The organism is Brevibacterium yomogidense (genome assembly GCF_900163715.1).
In the GTDB taxonomy this organism is placed as follows: Bacteria; Actinomycetota; Actinomycetes; order Actinomycetales; family Brevibacteriaceae; genus Brevibacterium; species Brevibacterium yomogidense_A.
On the sequence record NZ_FWFF01000017.1, the window covers coordinates 487345 to 505716 of the forward strand.

Here is an 18372-nt window from a genome sequence, read left to right on the forward strand (position 1 = left end):
CGGGCCGACGAGGAGACGCGGATTGACGAGAAGCGGGCCGAAGAGAAGCAGGCCGACGAGAAACATGCCGACGAGAAGCAGACTGCCGAACGGTGCACTCGATACGTGGGCGCTGGCATGAGGATCATCGCCGGCCGCCACCGCGGGCGTCCTCTCCACGCACCGAAGGGCCGTGACACCCGGCCGACTCCGGACCGGGTGAGGGAATCCCTGTTCGCGTCGCTGGATGGGATGGGCGTCCTCGAGGACGCCCGGGTCCTGGACCTCTTCGCGGGGTCGGGGTCGCTGGGGCTCGAAGCACTGAGCCGCGGAGCGCACGACGTGGTGTTCGTGGACCAGGCGTCCGGGCCGGTGAGCGCGCTGACGCGCAGCATCGCAGACCTGGGGGAGGAGGGCCGCACCCAGGTCCTGTCCCAGCGCGCGCAGACAGCCGTGGACAGGCTGCTCGAGGACGACCAGCGGTTCGACGTGGTCTTCGCGGATCCTCCGTACCCCATGGGGGAGGACGAGGTGGGTCGTCTGCTCAAGACCGTCGCCGGACTGCTGCGGGATCTGAGCGCGCTGGCGGTCGTCGAACGGTCGGTCCGCTCTCCCCAGCCCACTCTGCCGGAACGACTCGAGCTCTACCGCGACCGCACGTACGGGGAGACGCGGATGTGGCTGCTCCAGCTGGTGGGCGACGGAGACGACCAGAAGGGCGAAGGAGACGACCTGATGGGCGAAGGCGGCGACCTTGTGGGCGACAGAGAAGGCTGAGGCGCGGTCAGTCGAGGACGGCTGACAGGAACTTCCGGGTGCGCTCCTCACGAGGATTCGTGAAGATGTCGTCCGGGTGCCCCTCCTCGAGGATCACACCGCCGTCGAACATCATGACCCGCTGCGAGACATCGCGGGCGAACTGCATCTCGTGGGTGACGATCAGCATCGTGATGTCAGTCTCCTCCGCGATGTCGCGCAGCACCTGCAGCACGTCATCGACGAGCTCCGGGTCCAGCGCACTCGTCACCTCGTCCAGCAGGAGGATGTCCGGATCCATCGCGAGCGCACGGGCGATCGCGACGCGCTGCTGCTGACCACCGGACAGCCGCGACGGATGCTCGTTCTCCTTGTCGGACAGCCCGACCTTCTGCAGCAGGCCCCGAGCCTTCTCCACGGCGTCGGCCTTCGCCATCCCGAGCACATGGATCGGCGCCTCGACGAGGTTCTCGATCACGGTCATGTTCGGGAAGAGGTTGAAGTGCTGGAAGACCATGCCGATCCGCTTGGTGTTCGCACGCACCCGCTTGCTGGGCAGGGCGACTCGTTTTCCGCCGCGCTGCTCGTGGGTCAGCGGCTCCCCGTGGACGTCGATGTATCCGCCGGTCAGACTCTCCAGCGTCATGATGAGACGCAGGATCGTCGTCTTCCCGGACCCGCTGGGGCCGATGAGGGTGACGCGCTCACCTGGGCTGACGGTGAAGTTCAGACCCTTGAGGACCGTGTGGTCGCCGAACCGCTTCACCACATCGCGGAATTCGATGGCGGGCGTTCCGCCGGACTCAGTAGGTGGCAAGAGACTTCTCCAATCGTCGGATCAAGAGCGAGGTCGGGTAGCTCGCGGCGAGGAAGATCAGACCCGCCAGCGTGAAGGCCTCGGTGTAGGCGAAGGTGCGGCCGCCGATCTGCTCGGCCGTGCGCACGAGCTCCGTCACGTAGATCGCCATGAGGAACGGGGTGTCCTTGAACATCGCGACCGCGTAGTTGCCCAGTGAGGGGACTGTGGCGCGCAGCGCCTGCGGCAGCACGATCGACCGGAAGGACCGGACGGGCGGCAGCGACAGTGCGCTGATCGCCTCCCACTGCCCCTGCGGCACCGCGTCGATCCCCGCGCGATAGCTCTCCGACATGTAGGTCGAGTAGTGGATGCCGATCACGAGGATGCCCACGGTGAGCGCGGGGACCTGGATCAGGGCCTCGTTCATCGAGAACAGCGTGTAGATGAAGACGAGCTGCACGATCAGCGGTGTATTGCGGATGAACGCCACGACGAGCTTCGGCAGCCAGTTCACCCAGGCGGGAAGGGTGCGCAGCAGCACTGCGATGAGCAGGCCCAGGAAGACCGCGATCACCGTACCGCCGATGGTGGCCACGAGCGTGGTGCCGAAGCCCTGCAGCAGGAGGGGGAGCGCGTCCAGCGCGCTCTGCCAGTTCCACCAGCTCATGCCGTCACCACCTTCGCTTCAGGACGTCCGGTGAGTCGGGAGAACAGCCCCTTCTTCCCGTCGCCGCGGCCCAGTCGCCGTTTGGCGCTGCGCTCCAGCGCGTCCATGCCGACCTGGATGAGCCAGGCCAGGACGAAGTAGATGAGGAGCCCCACGGTGTAGGAGAACATCGTGTCGCCCGTCGCCTGCCGGAGGATGTCGATGCGGTCGTTGAGGTCCTGCAGCGTGATGAAGGAGGCGACTGCCGTCCCCTTGAGCAGCTGGATCTGCAGCGTTGCGAGCGACGGGATCATGAGCGCCCAGCCCTGCGGGAAGATCACCCGGAACATCCGGCGGGCAGGCGACAGGCTCAGTGCCATCGACGCCTCCCACTGGCCCTTCGGGACGTGGACGATCGACGAGCGGACGACCTCGGCCGAATACGCGCCGTAGTTCAGCGCCAGCGCGAGGATGCCGCAGGTGAGCGGCCCCAGGTCGATGTCCAGCACGATCGGCAGCACGTAGAAGAACCAGAACAGCTGCACGAGCAGAGAGGTGCCGCGGAAGAACTCGACGATGACGCGGCACGGAACGGAGATCCATCCCGTAGGCGCCAGCATGCCGAGGCCCAGCACGATCGCGATGAGCACCGTGCCGATCGCGCCGCCCACGGTGAGCTGCAGCGTGATGAGGAGTCCGTCCCAGAGCTGGGGGAGGGAGTCTATGAGAAGTGTGAGATTGTCACCCATGGGAATCCGTTCTCAGTCACGCACACGCCCGGTCGACCGGAGACTCCGCAGTGCGGGACCTCCGGCCGACCGAGCGTGTGCGCGGGAAGAGTGCGGTGGTGGAACCGATCACTCGTCACCGGTGGGGAGGTCGCCCTCGCACAGCATCTCGGTCGTCAGCGAACCGTCGGGGCGCTCCTCCGCGGTGAAGCCGAAGTCGCCGACGATGCCCAGGTAGCGCTCCTCATCGGCGACGATCTCGTCGAGCTTCTCGTTGTAGGCCTCGAGCAGCTCCGAGTCATCGGTGCGGAAGACGGTGCCGCCGGCACCCACCTGCGGGACGCCGTCGATCTCCTGCACGAAGGACTCGGTCACCTCGACGCCGGCGTCCGGGTTGTTGTCCGCCATCGAGTTCAGCGAGATGCCGGTGAGTGCGAACACGTCTGCGCGGCCGGTGCTCACGGCGTCCATGCCGTCCTGCGGGGTGGAGACCTCGCTGTGGTTGCTGAGGCCCAGGCTGGTCGCGTAGTCGGACTCGATCGCGCCGGTCATGGTGGCGACGTTGAGGTCCGTGTCGACCAGGTCGTCCATGGTCGCGAGGTCCTCCGGATTGCCCTCCGGGGTCATGAGCGCGGTCGTGTACATGAACTCGGGGTTCGAGAACGCGGCCTGCTCGCAGCGTTCCGGCAGGATCGACATGCCGGCGGACACCGCGTCGAACCTGTCTGCCGTGAGCCCCGGGATGAGCGCGCCGAAGTCGGCGTTGACGCCCTCGACCTCGTCGATGCCCAGTTCGGAGAAGATCTCCCGGTGCAGTGCGACGGTGGCTCCGGTGAGTTCGCCGCCCTCCTCGAAGCTGTACGGAACCTCGCCCGCGAACCCGACGGTGATGGTCCCGGCGTCGATCGCGTCCTGCAGAGTGCTGGCCTCGCCGCCGCCCTCGCCGCCGCCACCACCGCTGTCGCCGCCGCCGCAGCCTGCGGTCAGGGCGAGCGCTGTGACTGCGACTGCCGATCCGGCGATGCGTGCGATGCGTGTGGTTCTCATGACCTGGTTCCTCCGTGTTTCGTCGTCCTGTGAGGACGGTCCGCTATGACCGACTTCACATCACGCTATGTGAATCCTCCGAACATTCAGGGAGGAGGCCCTGATGGTTACAGGTTCGTGACTTTGAGCGGACTGTCCGGAAGACAGCAGGTGCACCTCGTGGAGCAGCAGGTCTGTGGCGTGGAGCAGCAGGTCTGTGGCTGTGAGGAGGGGTGTTCGCGGCAGGGCGCGTCACCGATACGATCGATCCCATGAAGATCGTCTGCCCGGGCTCATACGACCCCGTGACGAGCGGCCACATCGATGTCTTCGCCCGCGGCCTGCGGTTCGCGGACCAGATCGTCGCCGCCGTCGTCCACAATCCCAACAAGTCCGGAGCCTTCCCGGTCCAGCAGCGCGTCGAGCTGATCCGCGCAGGACTCGAGGAGGATCCCCGCACGGCTCAGGCGCTCGCGGACGGGCGGCTGATCATCGACGACGTCGCCGGCGGCCTGCTGGTCGACTACTGCACCCGGATCGGCGCCACCGCAGTCCTCAAGGGCCTCCGGTCCGCCACGGACTTCGCGTACGAGCTGCCGATGGCGCACATGAACCGCCACCTCACGGAGCTGGAGACCGTGTTCATCCCGGGCGACCCGCGGTTCGAGCACGTGTCCTCGTCCCTGATCCGCGAGGTGCACACGCTCGGCGGCGATGTCGAGGGCCTCGTCCCGACCGCGGTGCTCACCGCCCTCGACGACCTGCGGGCGGCGCGCTCGCAGGGCTGATCCCGGACTTCTCGCAGGGCTGATCTCGAACTTGAGGTGCAGGCCTGGGCGACGACCTGGGCGCAGACCTGGACGCAGGCGCACTCCCGGGGTTGCCCGCTCCCGAGGTCGACCGTTCCCGGAGTCACCCGCAGCACTCATCCGCAGCACTCACCCGAAGGTCGCTCGCGCGCCCGCGAGGACGCCCCGCGGACGTGCTGCGCCGCAGTTTGTGCGGGGTCTGCAGAAGGTCTAAGATGGGTCCTTGCGTGTCATCTCAGGGTGCGCTGTGTTCGAACGAGACCGGGTGGAGGTGGACAGTGGAACGATCGTCGGAATTCGTCATCGACGTGAGGAAGCTGGGCCTCGCCGGCTCCCCGGGTTCGTGGGAGTCCATCGCGACGACAGTCAGAGCACCTGAGGACCTGCGGGTCGAGCTGATCGGTGTGCCGCAAGGCGATCCGGTCGACCTCGACCTCCGACTCGAGAGCGTCGTCGAAGGGATCTTCGTCTCCGGCACCGTGCGCGCCACGGCCAAGGGACAGGACGCCCGGACACTCGACGACTTGGAGATGCCCCTCGATGCCGCCATCGAGGAGCTCTTCGTCTACGAAGCGGATCCGCAGGACGAGGAATCGCAGCTGGTGCAAGCCGGTCTGCTGGACCTCGAGCCCGCCGTCCGAGACGCTGTGGTGATGTCTCTGCCGTTCCGTCCGCTCAAGGATGGGGACGACGGAGAGTTCCACTACACGCTGGGTGAGGACATCACCGAGGACGAACCCGAGGAGGATCCTCGGTGGGCGGCACTCAAGAGTGTTCTGAACGAAGAGAAGGAGAGCTGATCATGGCTGTTCCAAAGCGCAAGCTGTCGCGCAGCAACACGCGCCACCGTCGCTCGGCATGGAAGGCCAAGGCTCCGGCGCTGGTCAAGACCGTCGAGAACGGCCGCGTCGTGTACTCGCGCCCCCACCAGGCCAAGGTGGTCGAGGATTCGGCCGGTACGCCGCTGTTCCTCGAGTACAAGGGTCGCAAGGTCGCTGACGTCTGATCTCAGCATGACTGACGAGAGACTCACGGGTCTCACTGAGCGTCTCGGGGTCGATATCGACCCCGAGACGCTTCGTCTTGCCCTCACACACCGCTCGTTCGCGTTCGAGCAGGGCGGCATCCCCACGAACGAACGACTCGAGTTCCTGGGGGACTCCGTGCTGCAGCTGGTCGCCACTGAGTCGCTGTACCTGGACAACCCGGACCTGCCCGAAGGTCGACTCGCGAAGATGCGCGCTGCGGTGGTCAACACCCGCGCGCTCGCATCCATCGCCCGCCGCCACGACGTGGGGTCGGTGCTGCTGCTGGGCAAGGGCGAGGACGCGACCGGTGGGCGCGACAAGGACTCGATCCTCGCCGACACCGTCGAAGCGCTCATCGGCGCCTGCTACGTGAGCTGCGGCCCGGAGCCCGCCTTCGCGCTGGTGCACCGCCTCATCGACTCCATGCTCACCGACGCCGTCACCCTGGGCGCGGGCATGGACTACAAGACGACCTTGCAGGAGGCTTCCGCCGACCTGTCGCTGGGCACAGTCCACTACGAGGTGACCGGGGACGGCCCCGCGCACGCTCGCGTGTTCACCGCGGTCGCCAGCACGGGCGGCACGGTGTGGGGACGCGGAGACGGGTCCTCGAAGAAGGCTGCGGAGGCGGTCGCCGCGGAGGCAGCCATGCAGGCCATCTCCGCCGCGCATCCCGACTACTCCCGACGTGCCTGAGCTTCCCGAAGTCGAATCCGTCCGCCGCGGACTCGAGGACTGGGTCACCGGGACGCGTGTGACGGCCGCCCGCGTGTTGGACCCGCGGATCCTCGGCACCACCTCCCAGCGCCGCATCCCGCCCGAGGCCGTCGGTGCCTTCGCCGAGGCCGTCGCCGGCATCTCCCTACGGGCGCCTGAGCGCCGCGGCAAGTTCCTCTGGGTGCCGTTCGACCGGCCCGACCGTTCCGAGACTCGGTCGCAGCTCCCGTCATCGGCGCTGACGCTGCATCTGGGGATGAGCGGACAGCTCCGCGTCCACGCGCCCCAGGATGAGCTCCACCGCCATACCCGCGCCGTGCTCACACTGGAGCGTGCAGAAGGCCTGCGCGAACTGCGCTTCCTCGATCAGCGGATCTTCGGCCACATCGGGGTGGATGATCTGGTGCAGGACGGCCCGGACGCAGTGCCCCGCGGCAGCTCCCACATCGCCCGCGACCCCCTCGACGTCCACTGGGACGCTGAAGCGACGGCACGGGTCGTCCAGCGGTCCGGCTCCGCACTCAAGTCGGTGCTCATGAACCAGGCCGTGGTGAGCGGGATCGGCAACATCTATGCGGACGAAGCGCTCCATCGAGCCCGCGTGCACCCCCAGTCGATCCCGTCGCGCATGAGGATCTCCCGCATCCGCCGCGTCCTTGAGGAATCGCGCATCGTGATGCTCGAAGCGCTCGCGCAGGGCGGCACCAGCTTCGATGAGCTCTACGTCCATGTGAACGGCGAATCCGGCTACTTCGAGCGCTCGCTGCGCGTGTACGGACGGGTGGGGCGACCCTGCGGCGACTGCGGCGAGACTGTGCGCCGCATCGTGGTGGGCGCCCGCGGCACGCACTTCTGTCCGCGGTGCCAACCGGCCCAGCGTCCGCGTCGCCCATGACGGCCGCTCCCGAACCACCACGACCGGCGTCCCGTCTCGCTAGACTCGACTCACCATGCATCTGAAGACCCTCACCCTGCGCGGATTCAAATCGTTCGCGTCGGCGACGAAGCTCGAGCTCGAGCCCGGCATCACCTGTGTGGTGGGCCCGAACGGATCGGGCAAGTCGAACGTCGTCGATGCGCTCGCGTGGGTGATGGGCGAGCAGGGCGCGAAGAACCTGCGCGGCGGCAAGATGGAGGACGTCATCTTCGCCGGCACCGTGAAGAAGCAGGCGCTGGGACGCGCAGAGGTCGCACTGACGATCGACAACACCGACGGTGCGCTGCCGATCGACTACACGGAGGTCACGATCTCCCGGACCCTGTTCCGTTCCGGCGGCAGCGAGTACAGGGTGAACGGCGAGCCTGCTCGCCTGCTGGACATCCAGGAGCTGCTGAGCGATTCCGGTCTGGGCAAGGAGATGCACGTCATCGTCGGCCAGGGCCGCCTCGACGCGATCCTCCACGCGGACCCGTTCGAGCGCCGCGGCTTCATCGAAGAGGCAGCGGGCGTGCTCAAGCACCGCAAGCGGAAGGAGAAGGCGCTCCGGAAGCTCACGGGACTGCAGACGAACCTCGATCGGCTCTCCGACCTGCGCTCCGAGCTCGCGCGTCAGCTGGGCCCGCTGGGCAGGCAGGCGAAGGCCGCGCAGCGCGCCCAGATCGTGCAGGCCGTGCTGCGCGACGCGACCGCCCGACTGCTCGCGGATGACCTGGTCCAGACCCAGGCGCGGATCGCCGCGACGACGCCGGACCACGATCCCGCAGAGCGCAGGCGGGCCCAGGAGGAGCGCGTCCGACTGCTCGATGAGGAGATCGGGGAGGCGGAGGCGGCTCGTCGCTCCTTCGATACCCAGACGGACGCGGTGCATGAGCGGCGCACGACGATCGCGGCGCAGCACACCAGGGCAGGGGCACTCGCCCAGCGCGCGGGCGACCGCGTCAGCATGCTCCGGTCCGCGGCAGAGCAGCAGCGGCCCGCCGGCGAATCCCCGGACGCACTGCGCGGCCGGGCGGAGCGCTTCGAGGCGGAGCACGGCGAGGCGGAGTCCGACGCCGAGCAGCGCCGCACGACCCTCGCCGACCTCACCGCGGAGAAGGAGGACGTCGACGCGCGACTCGCCGCCGCAGAGCGCGAACTCGCCGCTGAGCGCGCCCGGATCGCCGCACGCATGAAGCACCGGGCGGAGCTGGCATCCGCCGTCGCCGTCGCCCAGCGCACGCTCGCCCACGCGGAGTCTGCGATCAGCTCACTCGAGGCGGAGTCGTCCGGGTCGGACGAGCAGATCGAGCGAGCCGAGGCCGCAGTCGCAGCCGCACGAGATCGGCTCACTGCGACGGAGGCGGGCGAATCCTCGCTGGACGAGGACCACACCGCCGCAGCGAAGGCGGTCGCCGGCCTCGAGGAGGAGCGCACGGCGCTCGTCGACGACCGGTCTGCCTGCCAGGCTGAGCTCGTCGGCCTGCGTGCGAAGGCCGAGGGACAGCGCGCCAGCAGTCGCCTCACCGCCGAACTGACCGATCTCGTCGATGCGGGACTGCCGGGTCTGCGCGGCGCCGTCGCGCAGCACCTGCGGATCGTTCCCGGCTGCGAGGTGGCGGTCACGGCGGCTATCGGCACGCTCTCCAGCGCCGTGCTCACGGAGGACCGCGCGTCCGCTCTGGCCCTGCTCGACTACGTGGGGGAGGAGGGCCTCGTCGATGTCCTCCATCCGCGAGCCGGCGCATCGCAGTCGACCGCAGCGTCCTCCCGCTCAGAAGCGGGGCAGCAGGCATCCGTTCGATCCGCGGCCCCTGTGCCCACCGCAGAGGCGGCTCCCCAGCCGGATGCGACCCTCCCCGCAGCCTCGGCCGTCACTGCCTCCGCTCCTGACCTCGCAGAGGCCCTCGCCGGACTGCTGACCGACATCACGCTCGCCGGGTCCCGCGATGCGGCGCTCGCACGGCTCGATGAGCATCCGCGGGAGACCGTCATCGCACTCGACGGCACCGTGTACGCGGACGGCCGCGCAGCGCGTGCCGGGTCGCCGGAGGCCGGCCAGATCGCCGCCCGCGCCGCTCTCGACGAGACGCTCGCCGCGATGGATGAGGCTGAGACGCGCATCAGCGACCTGGACGAGCGGATCGCGGCGTTCGACGAACCGCTGGCCGCCGCGCGGGAACGGGAGAGGACCGCGATGGCGGCGCTCCACGAATCCGACGCCGCGATCATGGCCGCCGGCGAGGAGCTCGCCCGCGCGACCGGTGAGCTCGAACGGCTCGGAGCGCGGGCCTCGGCGACGGCGGACTCACTCACGCAGGCGGCGAAGCGCAGGGAGGCCGCGGTCGCGGAACTCGAGGGTGCCCGCAGGGCGGTCGCGGACGACGAGGCCGACGGCGACGATCAGGATGAGCCGGACACCGCCGTGCGCGACGAGCTGGCGGACGCGCGCGTCGCGATGGGCGAGCGGACCGTCGACGCACGGGTCGGACTGCGGAGCGCCGAGGACCGGGTGACCTTCCTGGCGGACCGCATCCGCTCGCTGCGCCGCCAGGCGGACCAGGAGGAGGCGGCCCGCGCACAGGCCGCGCGCACGGCGGAGGCGCGCAGGCGCCAGGCCGATGCGGCGGGGGAGATCGCGAGGATCGCAGCGGCCGTGGCCGAACGCGTGGGCGTGTGGCAGCAGGAGGCCGAGGCCGCTCTCGCGGAGCGCTCCGGCGAGCGCCGGCGCCTCGAGGAGGCCGTGGCAGGACTCCGCGCACGCCGAGCGGAGGCCGCGGACGACCTCGCGAAGGCGGCGGATGCGGAGCACGAGGCCCGGCTCGCCCGCGAGCGTCACCTCCTCCACCTCGAGGAGCTCGAGCGGCGTGCCGTCGACGACGTCGGCCTGTCCGCGGAGAACCTCATCGAGCAGTTCGGCCCGCATCTCCCGGTGCCGGTCCTCGACCCACGGCCCGGAGACGGCGGCGCGGCTGCGGGCCAGTCAGCCGCTGCAGCCCAGTCAGACGAGGCAGACGAAGTGGGCGAGGCCGACGAGGTCCCCTCCCAGCCGTACGTGCGCGCGGACGTGGAGAGGACCCTGGCGAAGGCGAAGAAGGAGCGCTCCTCGATCGGACAGGTCAACCCGCTGGCGCTCGAGGAGTTCGCGGCGCTGCAGGAGAGGCACGACTACCTCGAGAAGCAGATCACGGACGTGGAGCGGACCCGCGAGGAGTTGATGGGGCTCGTCGAGGACGTCGACCGCCACGTGCAGGAGGTCTTCGAATCCGCCTTCTACGACACCCAGCGAGAGTTCGCGGACATCTTCTCCCGCGTCTTCCCCGGTGGCGAGGGCTCTCTCGACCTCACGGATCCGTATGACATGCTCACGACCGGCGTCGAGGTGAGCGCTCGGCCCGCGGGCAAGCGGGTCAAGCGGCTGTCCCTGCTGTCCGGCGGCGAGCGGTCGCTCGTCGCAGTGGCGATGCTCGTGGCCATCTTCAAGGCGAGGCCCAGTCCGTTCTACGTCATGGACGAGGTCGAGGCGGCGCTGGACGACGTCAACCTGTCCCGCCTGCTGACGATCTTCCGCGAGCTGCAGGAGACCAGCCAGCTCATCGTCATCACCCACCAGAAGCGCACGATGGAGATCGCCGACGCGCTCTACGGCGTGACGATGCACGGCGACGGCATCTCCCGTGTGATCTCCCAGCGCCTGGAGGCGCGTGCCGGTGAGGCGGACACTCCCGGCGATGCGGAGACCGCAGAGTCCGCGGCGCGTCCCGCGGCAGTCGACGCATGAGCGATCCGCACCGCGGGAGCACTTCCTCTGAGGAGACTGAGATCTGCACGACAACGTCGTGTGGTCGACCGGTCGCGCGGACGGCGCGTATAGACTGTCGCACGATGATCGGCCGGAACCGCTGCGCTGCGGAGCCCGGGTCGAACGACCGTGATGACCGCGAGGAGATCTTCCCCATGCCCGCACTCATGATGAAGGGAGCCGCCTGATGGCCTCTGGCGGCTTCCTCGTCGTGATCATCGGGCTCGCCGTCACCTTCGTGATCGGCCTCGTGATCGTCATGCTCGTCGCACTGCCCGGCCTGCGCCGCGACGGTCGGTTCGGCTCCCACGAGAACGACCGCTTCCGCCTGCCGCAGGCCTGGACCGGCTACGAATCAGAGGTCCACGGCTACTTCGGCGATGACGAGACGGCCTCTCTCGTCACACGCGAACAGGCCGCCGTCACCGCGATGCGCGAGCACTCCTACGCACTGCGTCCGCAGCCCGCACGCCACGCGGCGCCGCCGTGGAGCTCCCTGCGTCCGCGGACGCGCCACTGGAAGGAGCCGGAGTCCGGCACCGGACTCCGCACCTCGATGGGCCTGCTGTTCGGTCGGGGAGCGGGCTGAGCCGGCGTGCTTCCCGCGCCACCACTTCGTCTTCCGGGAGTTGAGTCATGGAATCCCTGATCTATGCGGGCATCGGCCTGCTCGTTCTGCTCGTCGTCATCGGCGGGGTGTTCCTGCTGGCGCCCTCGCGACGCCGTCGCAGGGACCAGTCGGCACCCGTCACCACGCCCGGGGCACCGGGCACGGGCGTCGGCACCGGCCCGGGGGAGACGGCTCCGGGCGAGGGGGAGGAGGAGCCGGCCGGGGCCTCGGCGCCGGTCCTCGAGACCCCCACGGAACCCACATCGCGCCTGGCGCGGCTGCGGGACCGCCTGGCCAAGTCGAACACGACGCTGGGCCGCGGACTCCTGACCCTCCTGTCGCGCGAGACGCTGGACGAGCAGACGTGGGAAGAGGTCGAGGACCTCCTCATCATGGCGGACATCGGCGTCGACCCGACGACGGAGATCGTCGACTCGCTGCGCGAGAGGGTGCGGGTACTCGGCACGCGCGATCCGCAGGCGCTCACGGAGCTGCTCCGTGAGGAGCTCGTGCGCGCGGTCGACCCGACGATGGAGAGGGCGCTTGCGGTCGAACCGATCGACGGCTCGCCTCGCGTCGTGCTCGTCGTCGGCGTCAACGGTGCGGGCAAGACGACCACCGTCGGGAAGATCGCGCGCGTCCTCGTCGCACAGGACCGGTCGGTGCTCCTGGGTGCGGCGGACACCTTCCGCGCGGCCGCCGCAGAGCAGCTGAGCACCTGGGGATCCCGCGTGGGCGTGGAGACCGTCCGCAAGGAGGAGGGCGCGGACCCGGCCTCCGTCGCGTACACCGCTGTGGAGCGGGGGATCGACGAGGGCGTCGACGTCGTCATGATCGACACCGCGGGCCGGCTGCAGAACAAGAAGGGGCTCATGGACGAGCTCGGCAAGGTCAAGCGCGTCGCCGCCCGACCGCTGGGCGACGAGCGTGAGATCGACGAGGTCCTGCTGGTCCTCGACGCCACGACCGGGCAGAACGGGCTGCAGCAGGCGAAGGTGTTCTCTGAAGCGGTGAACATCACCGGGATCGTCCTCACGAAGCTCGACGGCACCGCGAAGGGCGGTATCGTCGTCGCTGTCCAGCGGACGCTGGGCGTGCCCGTGAAGCTCATCGGTCTGGGCGAGGGCGCGGACGACCTGGCGCCCTTCGACGCACACGAGTTCGTGGACGCGATCGTCGACGGGTGACGTGACGGCGTCCCCATGGACGCTTGGTACGCTGGACTGCTGACCCTGCGGGGGAGCTCATGACCGATTCCTGCGAGGAGTGCTGTGTTCAACTCACTGTCCGACAGGCTGACAACGACCTTCAAGAACCTGCGCGGCAAGGGCCGCCTGTCTGAGGCCGATGTCGACCAGACCATCCGCGAGATCCGCCGTGCCCTGCTGGACGCGGACGTCGCGCTGCCTGTCGTGCGCGCCTTCACCGGCAGCGTGCGGGAACGCGCGCTGTCCGAAGAGGTGTCGCAGGCGCTCAACCCCGGCCAGCAGATCGTCAAGATCGTCAACGCGGAGCTCGTGGGCATCCTCGGTGGACAGACCCGCCGCATCGCCTTCGCGAAGCGTCCGCCCACCGTCATCATGCTCGCGGGCCTGCAGGGTGCGGGCAAGACGACGCTCGCCGGCAAGCTCTCGCACTGGCTCAAGCAGGAGGGGCACCGCCCCATGCTCGTCGCGGCGGACCTCCAGCGCCCGAACGCGGTGAATCAGCTCCAGATCGTCGGTGAGCGCGCAGGCGCCTACGTGTACGCGCCGGAACCGGGCAACGGCGTGGGCGATCCCGTCCAGGTGGCGACCGACGCGATGGACGTCGCCAAGTCCAAGCTGCACGACGTCGTCATCGTCGACACCGCGGGTCGCCTCGGCATCGACGAGGAGCTCATGCAGCAGGCGCGGGACATCCGCGACGCAGTCCAGCCGGACGAGATCCTCTTCGTCATCGACGCGATGATCGGTCAGGACGCGGTCGCAACGGCCAACGCCTTCAACGAGGGCGTCGACTTCTCCGGCGTCGTGCTCTCCAAGCTCGACGGCGATTCGCGCGGCGGCGCGGCGCTCTCCGTCGCCCAGGTGACGGGCAAGCCGATCATGTTCGCCTCGACCGGCGAGTCGATGACGGACTTCGAGCTCTTCCACCCCGACCGCATGGCGGACCGGATCCTCGACATGGGCGACATCCTCACGCTCATCGAGCAGGCGGAGCGGACCTTCGATGAGAAGGAGACCGAACGGCTCGCGAAGAAGGTCGAGTCCGGCGAGGACTTCGACCTCAACGACTTCCTCACGCAGATGGCGTCGCTGAAGAAGATGGGCTCGCTCAAGAAGATGCTCGGCATGATGCCGGGGATGAGCGAGCACAAGGAGCAGCTCGAGTCATTCGACGAGCGCGAGGTCGACCGCATCGAGGCGATCGTGCGGTCGATGACCCCGCAGGAGCGTGCGAACCCCAAGCTGCTGAACGGATCCCGCCGACAGCGCATCGCGCGCGGTGCCGGCACGACCGTCACCCAGGTGAACCAGCTCATGGAGCGGTTCGGGCAGGCGCAGAAGATGATGCGGCAGATGCGCAACGGCGGCGGCATGCCGGGGATGGGCGGCGGCCGCTCCCGAGGCCCCCAGGCCGCACCGGGCATGCCCGCGATGCCGGGGATGGGCGGTCACGGCGGCGGTGGAGCATCGTCGAAGCGGAAGAAGGGCAAGAAGAAGCCCGCCGGCAAGTCCGGCAATCCCGCGAAGCGGGCGCAGGAGGCCCAGGCGGCCGAACTGCGGCGCCAGGGCAAGGCTCCCGAGCAGAAGGGCGCAGCGTTCGGCGGGATCGACATGGGCGATGACGACTTCGACCTCTCGAAGCTGCCGAAGGGCTTCGGCGGCTTCTGACGCCCCGGTTTCCGATCCTCGCGCTTTCTCTGGCATAATCAGTCGCTGTACCCGGGCGTGCGCGGACCCTCTCAACCGCGGACGCTCGACTACATGCAGTGTCCGCACACCGTCTGTCCCCACGGACGGGCCCGGACCCTCACACCTCATCAGAAGGAGACACCACTCTCGTGGCAGTCAAGATCCGTCTCACCCGCCTGGGCAAGGTCCATGCACCGTCCTACCGTGTCGTCGTCGCCGATTCCCGCACCCGCCGGGACGGCCCTGCGATCGAGCAGATCGGTCTGTACCACCCCCTCGAGGAGCCCTCGTTCGTCGAGATCAACTCGGAGCGCGCTCAGTACTGGCTCTCCGTGGGCGCACAGCCCACGGATCAGGTGAAGGCCCTCCTCAAGCTCACCGGCGACTGGCAGAAGTTCACCGGTGAGGGCGAAGCCGTCAACACCGTGCGCGGCCGCGCTGCGAAGGAATCCTTCGAAGCGCCCGCAGCGAAGTCGGTCATCGTCGAGAAGCCCGCAGAGGCTGAGAAGCCCGCTGAGGCTGAGGCAGACGCTCCGGCAGAGACCCCGGCTGAGGACACCGACCAGGCCGAGGCCTGATCATGCTCTCTGACGCACTCGACCACCTGGTCCGCGGAATCGTGGACCATCCCGACGACGTGTCCGTGCGTACGCGCGGAGGCGGGCGCGGGACGACGCTCGAGGTCCGGGTCCACCCCGACGACCTCGGTCGTGTGATCGGGCGTGCCGGTCGCACCGCGAAGGCCCTGCGGACCGTCATCGGTGCGCTGGCCGGACGCGAACGCGTGCGCGTCGACCTCGTCGACGACTGAGCACACCGGCAGCTGAGCATCCGTGCTCGCCGGAGGACGCCTCCGGACGAGCACGGCGCAGGTGAAGGGCGGGCACGGGATCACCCCGTGCCCGCCCTTCCTCCTGTCTGCGGTGCCAGGGGGTGCAAGGAGGCTCTCGTCGGGAGGGAGACCCCGGGCGCTCCTGTGGCACCATGAGGACGACGCGCGGCAGTCACCACGCCGCACACGCACATGCACGCGCACGTGCACGAAACCAGGAGGAGCATGAGCCAGGTCGTCGCCCGTCTGGGCAAGCCGCACGGCATCCGCGGAGAGGTCACCGTCCAGGTCCGCACCGACGATCCGGAGTCGCGGTTCGTGCCGGGGGCCGTCTTCACGACGGAGCCGGACATCGGCGCGCTCACGCTCGAGCGCGCCCGCTGGCACCGTGATCGCCTCCTGCTCACATTCGAGGAGGTCGGGGACCGGTCCCGTGCAGAGGAGGTCCGCAACACGGAGATCCTGATCGACGGCGCCGACGACGAGGTCGAGGACGACGCATGGAGGGTCGAAGAGCTCGTGGACCTCGCAGTGCACCTGGAGGACGGCACGCGCGTCGGGACGGTCACGGACCTCACCGTCGGTGCGATGCAGGACCTCCTCCACGTCCGGACGCTCGCCGGTGAGGACGTGCTCGTCCCCTTCGTCGAGGAGATCGTGCCGGAGGTCGACCTCGACGACCGCCGCGTCCTGCTGACCCCGCCGCCCGGGCTGATCGAAGCGGTGGACGATGAGGACGACGAGACTGCGGACAGTGACGAGACTGCCGAGTCCGCGGAGGGCACGGCGCCGTGATGCGGCTCGACGTCCTGAGCATCTTCCCGGAGTACCTCGCGCCGCTGGAGCTCAGCCTGATCGGCCGGGCACGGGAGAAGGGCCTGCTGGAGCTGACGGTCCACGACCTGCGCGACTGGACCCATGACCGCCACCGGACAGTGGACGACACTCCCTACGGCGGCGGTGCCGGAATGGTCATGAAGCCCGAACCGTGGGGCGAGGCCCTCGACGCGGTGCTCGGAGCCTCCGGGGCGCCGGCCGACGCGGCCGACGCCGCCGACCAGCCGGCCGCTGATGCCGGCGGGAGGCCGGTCCTCATCGTGCCGAGCCCTGCCGGTGAGGTCTTCACGCAGCAGACCGCGCGGGAGCTGGCGGGCCGCGAGCACCTGGTGTTCGCATGCGGACGCTACGAGGGCATCGACCAGCGGGTCGTCGACTGGGCGTCGGAGCGGATGGACGTCCGCCCCATGAGCATCGGCGACTATGTCCTCAACGGGGGAGAGGTGGCGGTGCTCGCCATGGTCGAGGCGATAGCACGCCTGCTCCCCGGCGTCATCGGGAATCCGGAGTCGCTCGACGAGGAGAGCCACGAGGACGGACTCCTCGAATACCCCGTCTTCACGAAGCCCTCCGTCTGGCGGGGGCATGAGGTGCCGGCCGTCCTGCTCTCCGGCGACCACGGGAAGGTCGCTCGCTGGCGGCGCGACCAGCGACTGCGTCGCACCGCGGAGACCCGACCCGACCTGCTCGCCGCGCTGCCGCCTGAATCTCTGGACGACAGGGACCGCGCCGTCCTGGATGAGGCCCGTGTTGAACGTGACGGGCCGGATCTGGCACAATAGGCGATTGCGTTCGCTGCGGTCGCTCTGCCTCGGGGGAGACGACGCACGCGGTGCACGGGTCACCCCTCACGGGGCCCGCACCGGGCGGACGAATCCACCGCTCCCACGGCTTGGCCGCGGGCAGAACCACGATCCCACGACCCGAGGCGCGCGATCAGGAGAGACATCATGCAGAAGCTTGATTTCGTCGACCAGAAGTCGATCAAGACCGACGTCCCGGAGTTCCGCGCAGGCGACACCGTCTCCGTTGACGTCCGCGTCATCGAGGGCAGCCGCTCGCGTATCCAGGTCTTCAAGGGCGTCGTCATCCGTCGTCAGGGACACGGCGTCGGCGAGACCTTCACCGTTCGCAAGATCAGCTTCGGGGTGGGCGTCGAGCGCACCTTCCCGCTGCACGCGCCCAGCATCGAGACGATCGAGGTCAACATCCGCGGTGACGTCCGCCGCGCGAAGCTGTACTACCTGCGCAACCTCCGCGGCAAGGCCGCACGCATCCGCGAGAAGCGCTGACCCGGCGGACTCCGCCGCAGTGCACCATTCGCACGCTGCTCACGAGGGCGCGAACCGGTCGACCGGTTCGCGCCCTCGTGCGTCGTCCGGCGGGTGGCGCCGCTGGCTGAGGGTGGGCGGGATCGTCGTCCTGATCGCAGTCGTGGCCGCGGGCCTCATCCGAGGAGTGGGCGTCCAGAGCTTCACCGTCCCCAGCGCGTCGATGTCACCTGCGCTGGAACCCGGTGACCGGATCGTCGCGCTGCGGGCGCCGGCGCTGTTCGATACCGTCGAGCGCGGCGACGTCATCGTCTTCGACGGTCGGGGCTCCTTCGTCGGCAGCCTTCCGCCGGACACGTTCGCCCAGATGGGCGCCTGGTTCGGGATCGGCCCGCGCGACGTCTACTACGTGAAGAGGGTCATCGGGGTCGGCGGCGACACGGTGCAGTGCTGCGACGACGACGGCCGACTGCTGGTCAATGACCGGCCCCTCGACGAGCCCTATCTCAAGGAGCGGCCCCGGGCGGCCTCGGGCGTGGAGTTCGCCGTCGAAGTCCCCGCCGACAGGCTCTGGGTCCTGGGCGACAACCGCTACGACTCGACCGATTCGCGCGCGCTGCTGGGTCGACCGGGCGGCGGCATGATCCGTGACGACCGGGTCATCGGGACCGTCACCAGCGTCGGATGACGGCCCGGAGGCTGCGCGCGGCTAGACTTGG

General features: G+C 69.2%; 20 protein-coding genes. 16 read left to right on the forward strand and 4 right to left on the reverse strand.

Going from position 1 to position 18372, the window contains the following annotated elements; all coding sequences use genetic code 11:
* Positions 1-105 precede the first annotated feature (105 nt).
* Entirely contained in the window at positions 106-756 is a 651-nt protein-coding gene (gene rsmD, locus FM105_RS11120; RefSeq protein ID WP_256970350.1) for a 16S rRNA (guanine(966)-N(2))-methyltransferase RsmD, read from the forward strand.
* Between the two features lie 7 nt (positions 757-763).
* On the opposite strand, the gene ehuA is transcribed toward rsmD, so the two are convergent.
* The 4 genes from ehuA to FM105_RS11140 all read right to left on the reverse strand — a co-directional run bounded on the left by ehuA (position 764) and on the right by FM105_RS11140 (position 3955).
* Entirely contained in the window at positions 764-1552 is a 789-nt protein-coding gene (gene ehuA, locus FM105_RS11125) for an ectoine/hydroxyectoine ABC transporter ATP-binding protein EhuA (RefSeq protein ID WP_087008152.1), read from the reverse strand.
* On the reverse strand, positions 1539-2201 hold the full coding sequence (gene ehuD, locus FM105_RS11130) for an ectoine/hydroxyectoine ABC transporter permease subunit EhuD (RefSeq protein ID WP_087008154.1): 663 nt from the start codon (positions 2199-2201) through the stop codon (positions 1539-1541). Before ehuD ends, ehuA begins: the two co-directional genes overlap by 14 nt.
* The gene (gene ehuC, locus FM105_RS11135; protein WP_087008155.1) at positions 2198-2929 is read right to left on the reverse strand and encodes an ectoine/hydroxyectoine ABC transporter permease subunit EhuC; all 732 of its coding nucleotides are present in this window, start codon (positions 2927-2929) and stop codon (positions 2198-2200) included. Before ehuC ends, ehuD begins: the two co-directional genes overlap by 4 nt.
* A gap of 108 nt (positions 2930-3037) precedes the next feature.
* The gene (locus FM105_RS11140; protein WP_087008157.1) at positions 3038-3955 is read right to left on the reverse strand and encodes a transporter substrate-binding domain-containing protein; all 918 of its coding nucleotides are present in this window, start codon (positions 3953-3955) and stop codon (positions 3038-3040) included.
* 251 nt (positions 3956-4206) lie between these two features.
* Here FM105_RS11140 and coaD point away from each other — a divergent pair, with 251 nt between their 5' ends.
* From coaD to lepB, 15 genes are all read left to right on the forward strand, one after another.
* Entirely contained in the window at positions 4207-4722 is a 516-nt protein-coding gene (coaD, locus tag FM105_RS11145; RefSeq protein WP_087008443.1) for a pantetheine-phosphate adenylyltransferase, read from the forward strand.
* A gap of 299 nt (positions 4723-5021) precedes the next feature.
* The gene (locus FM105_RS11150; RefSeq protein WP_087008158.1) at positions 5022-5543 is read left to right on the forward strand and encodes a YceD family protein; all 522 of its coding nucleotides are present in this window, start codon (positions 5022-5024) and stop codon (positions 5541-5543) included.
* A 2-nt stretch (positions 5544-5545) separates the two neighbouring features.
* Entirely contained in the window at positions 5546-5749 is a 204-nt protein-coding gene (gene rpmF / locus FM105_RS11155; protein ID WP_087008160.1) for a 50S ribosomal protein L32, read from the forward strand.
* 7 nt (positions 5750-5756) lie between these two features.
* Positions 5757-6467, forward strand: coding sequence for a ribonuclease III (gene rnc / locus FM105_RS11160; RefSeq protein WP_087008161.1), 711 nt, complete (start codon positions 5757-5759; stop codon positions 6465-6467).
* Positions 6460-7383 (forward strand): bifunctional DNA-formamidopyrimidine glycosylase/DNA-(apurinic or apyrimidinic site) lyase, encoded by a 924-nt coding sequence (mutM, locus tag FM105_RS11165; protein WP_087008163.1) that lies wholly within the window; start codon positions 6460-6462, stop codon positions 7381-7383. Before rnc ends, mutM begins: the two co-directional genes overlap by 8 nt.
* Before the next feature lie 55 nt (positions 7384-7438).
* On the forward strand, positions 7439-11185 hold the full coding sequence (smc, locus tag FM105_RS11170) for a chromosome segregation protein SMC (protein ID WP_087008165.1): 3747 nt from the start codon (positions 7439-7441) through the stop codon (positions 11183-11185).
* 208 nt (positions 11186-11393) lie between these two features.
* Positions 11394-11795, forward strand: coding sequence for a hypothetical protein (locus tag FM105_RS11175; protein ID WP_087008167.1), 402 nt, complete (start codon positions 11394-11396; stop codon positions 11793-11795).
* A 47-nt stretch (positions 11796-11842) separates the two neighbouring features.
* A complete protein-coding gene (ftsY, locus tag FM105_RS11180) occupies positions 11843-13003 on the forward strand; it encodes a signal recognition particle-docking protein FtsY (protein ID WP_087008168.1) in 1161 nt (386 codons plus the stop codon).
* 84 nt (positions 13004-13087) lie between these two features.
* On the forward strand, positions 13088-14692 hold the full coding sequence (ffh, locus tag FM105_RS11185) for a signal recognition particle protein (RefSeq protein WP_087008170.1): 1605 nt from the start codon (positions 13088-13090) through the stop codon (positions 14690-14692).
* Between the two features lie 170 nt (positions 14693-14862).
* Positions 14863-15291 (forward strand): 30S ribosomal protein S16, encoded by a 429-nt coding sequence (rpsP, locus tag FM105_RS11190; RefSeq protein ID WP_087008172.1) that lies wholly within the window; start codon positions 14863-14865, stop codon positions 15289-15291.
* A gap of 2 nt (positions 15292-15293) precedes the next feature.
* Complete coding sequence (locus FM105_RS11195; protein WP_087008174.1) at positions 15294-15524, forward strand: RNA-binding protein; 231 nt, start codon at positions 15294-15296, stop codon at positions 15522-15524.
* Positions 15525-15770: 246 nt separating this feature from the next.
* Positions 15771-16340 (forward strand): ribosome maturation factor RimM, encoded by a 570-nt coding sequence (gene rimM / locus FM105_RS11200; RefSeq protein WP_087008176.1) that lies wholly within the window; start codon positions 15771-15773, stop codon positions 16338-16340.
* Positions 16340-17164: a tRNA (guanosine(37)-N1)-methyltransferase TrmD gene (trmD, locus tag FM105_RS11205; protein ID WP_087008177.1), complete on the forward strand. Its 825-nt coding sequence runs from the start codon at positions 16340-16342 to the stop codon at positions 17162-17164. Before rimM ends, trmD begins: the two co-directional genes overlap by 1 nt.
* 168 nt (positions 17165-17332) lie before the next feature.
* Positions 17333-17674 carry a 50S ribosomal protein L19 gene (gene rplS, locus FM105_RS11210; protein WP_087008179.1) on the forward strand — a complete coding sequence of 114 codons (342 nt, stop codon included), beginning with the start codon at positions 17333-17335 and terminating at the stop codon, positions 17672-17674.
* Positions 17675-17693: 19 nt separating this feature from the next.
* Positions 17694-18341, forward strand: coding sequence for a signal peptidase I (gene lepB / locus FM105_RS11215; RefSeq protein WP_087008181.1), 648 nt, complete (start codon positions 17694-17696; stop codon positions 18339-18341).
* Positions 18342-18372 lie beyond the last annotated feature (31 nt).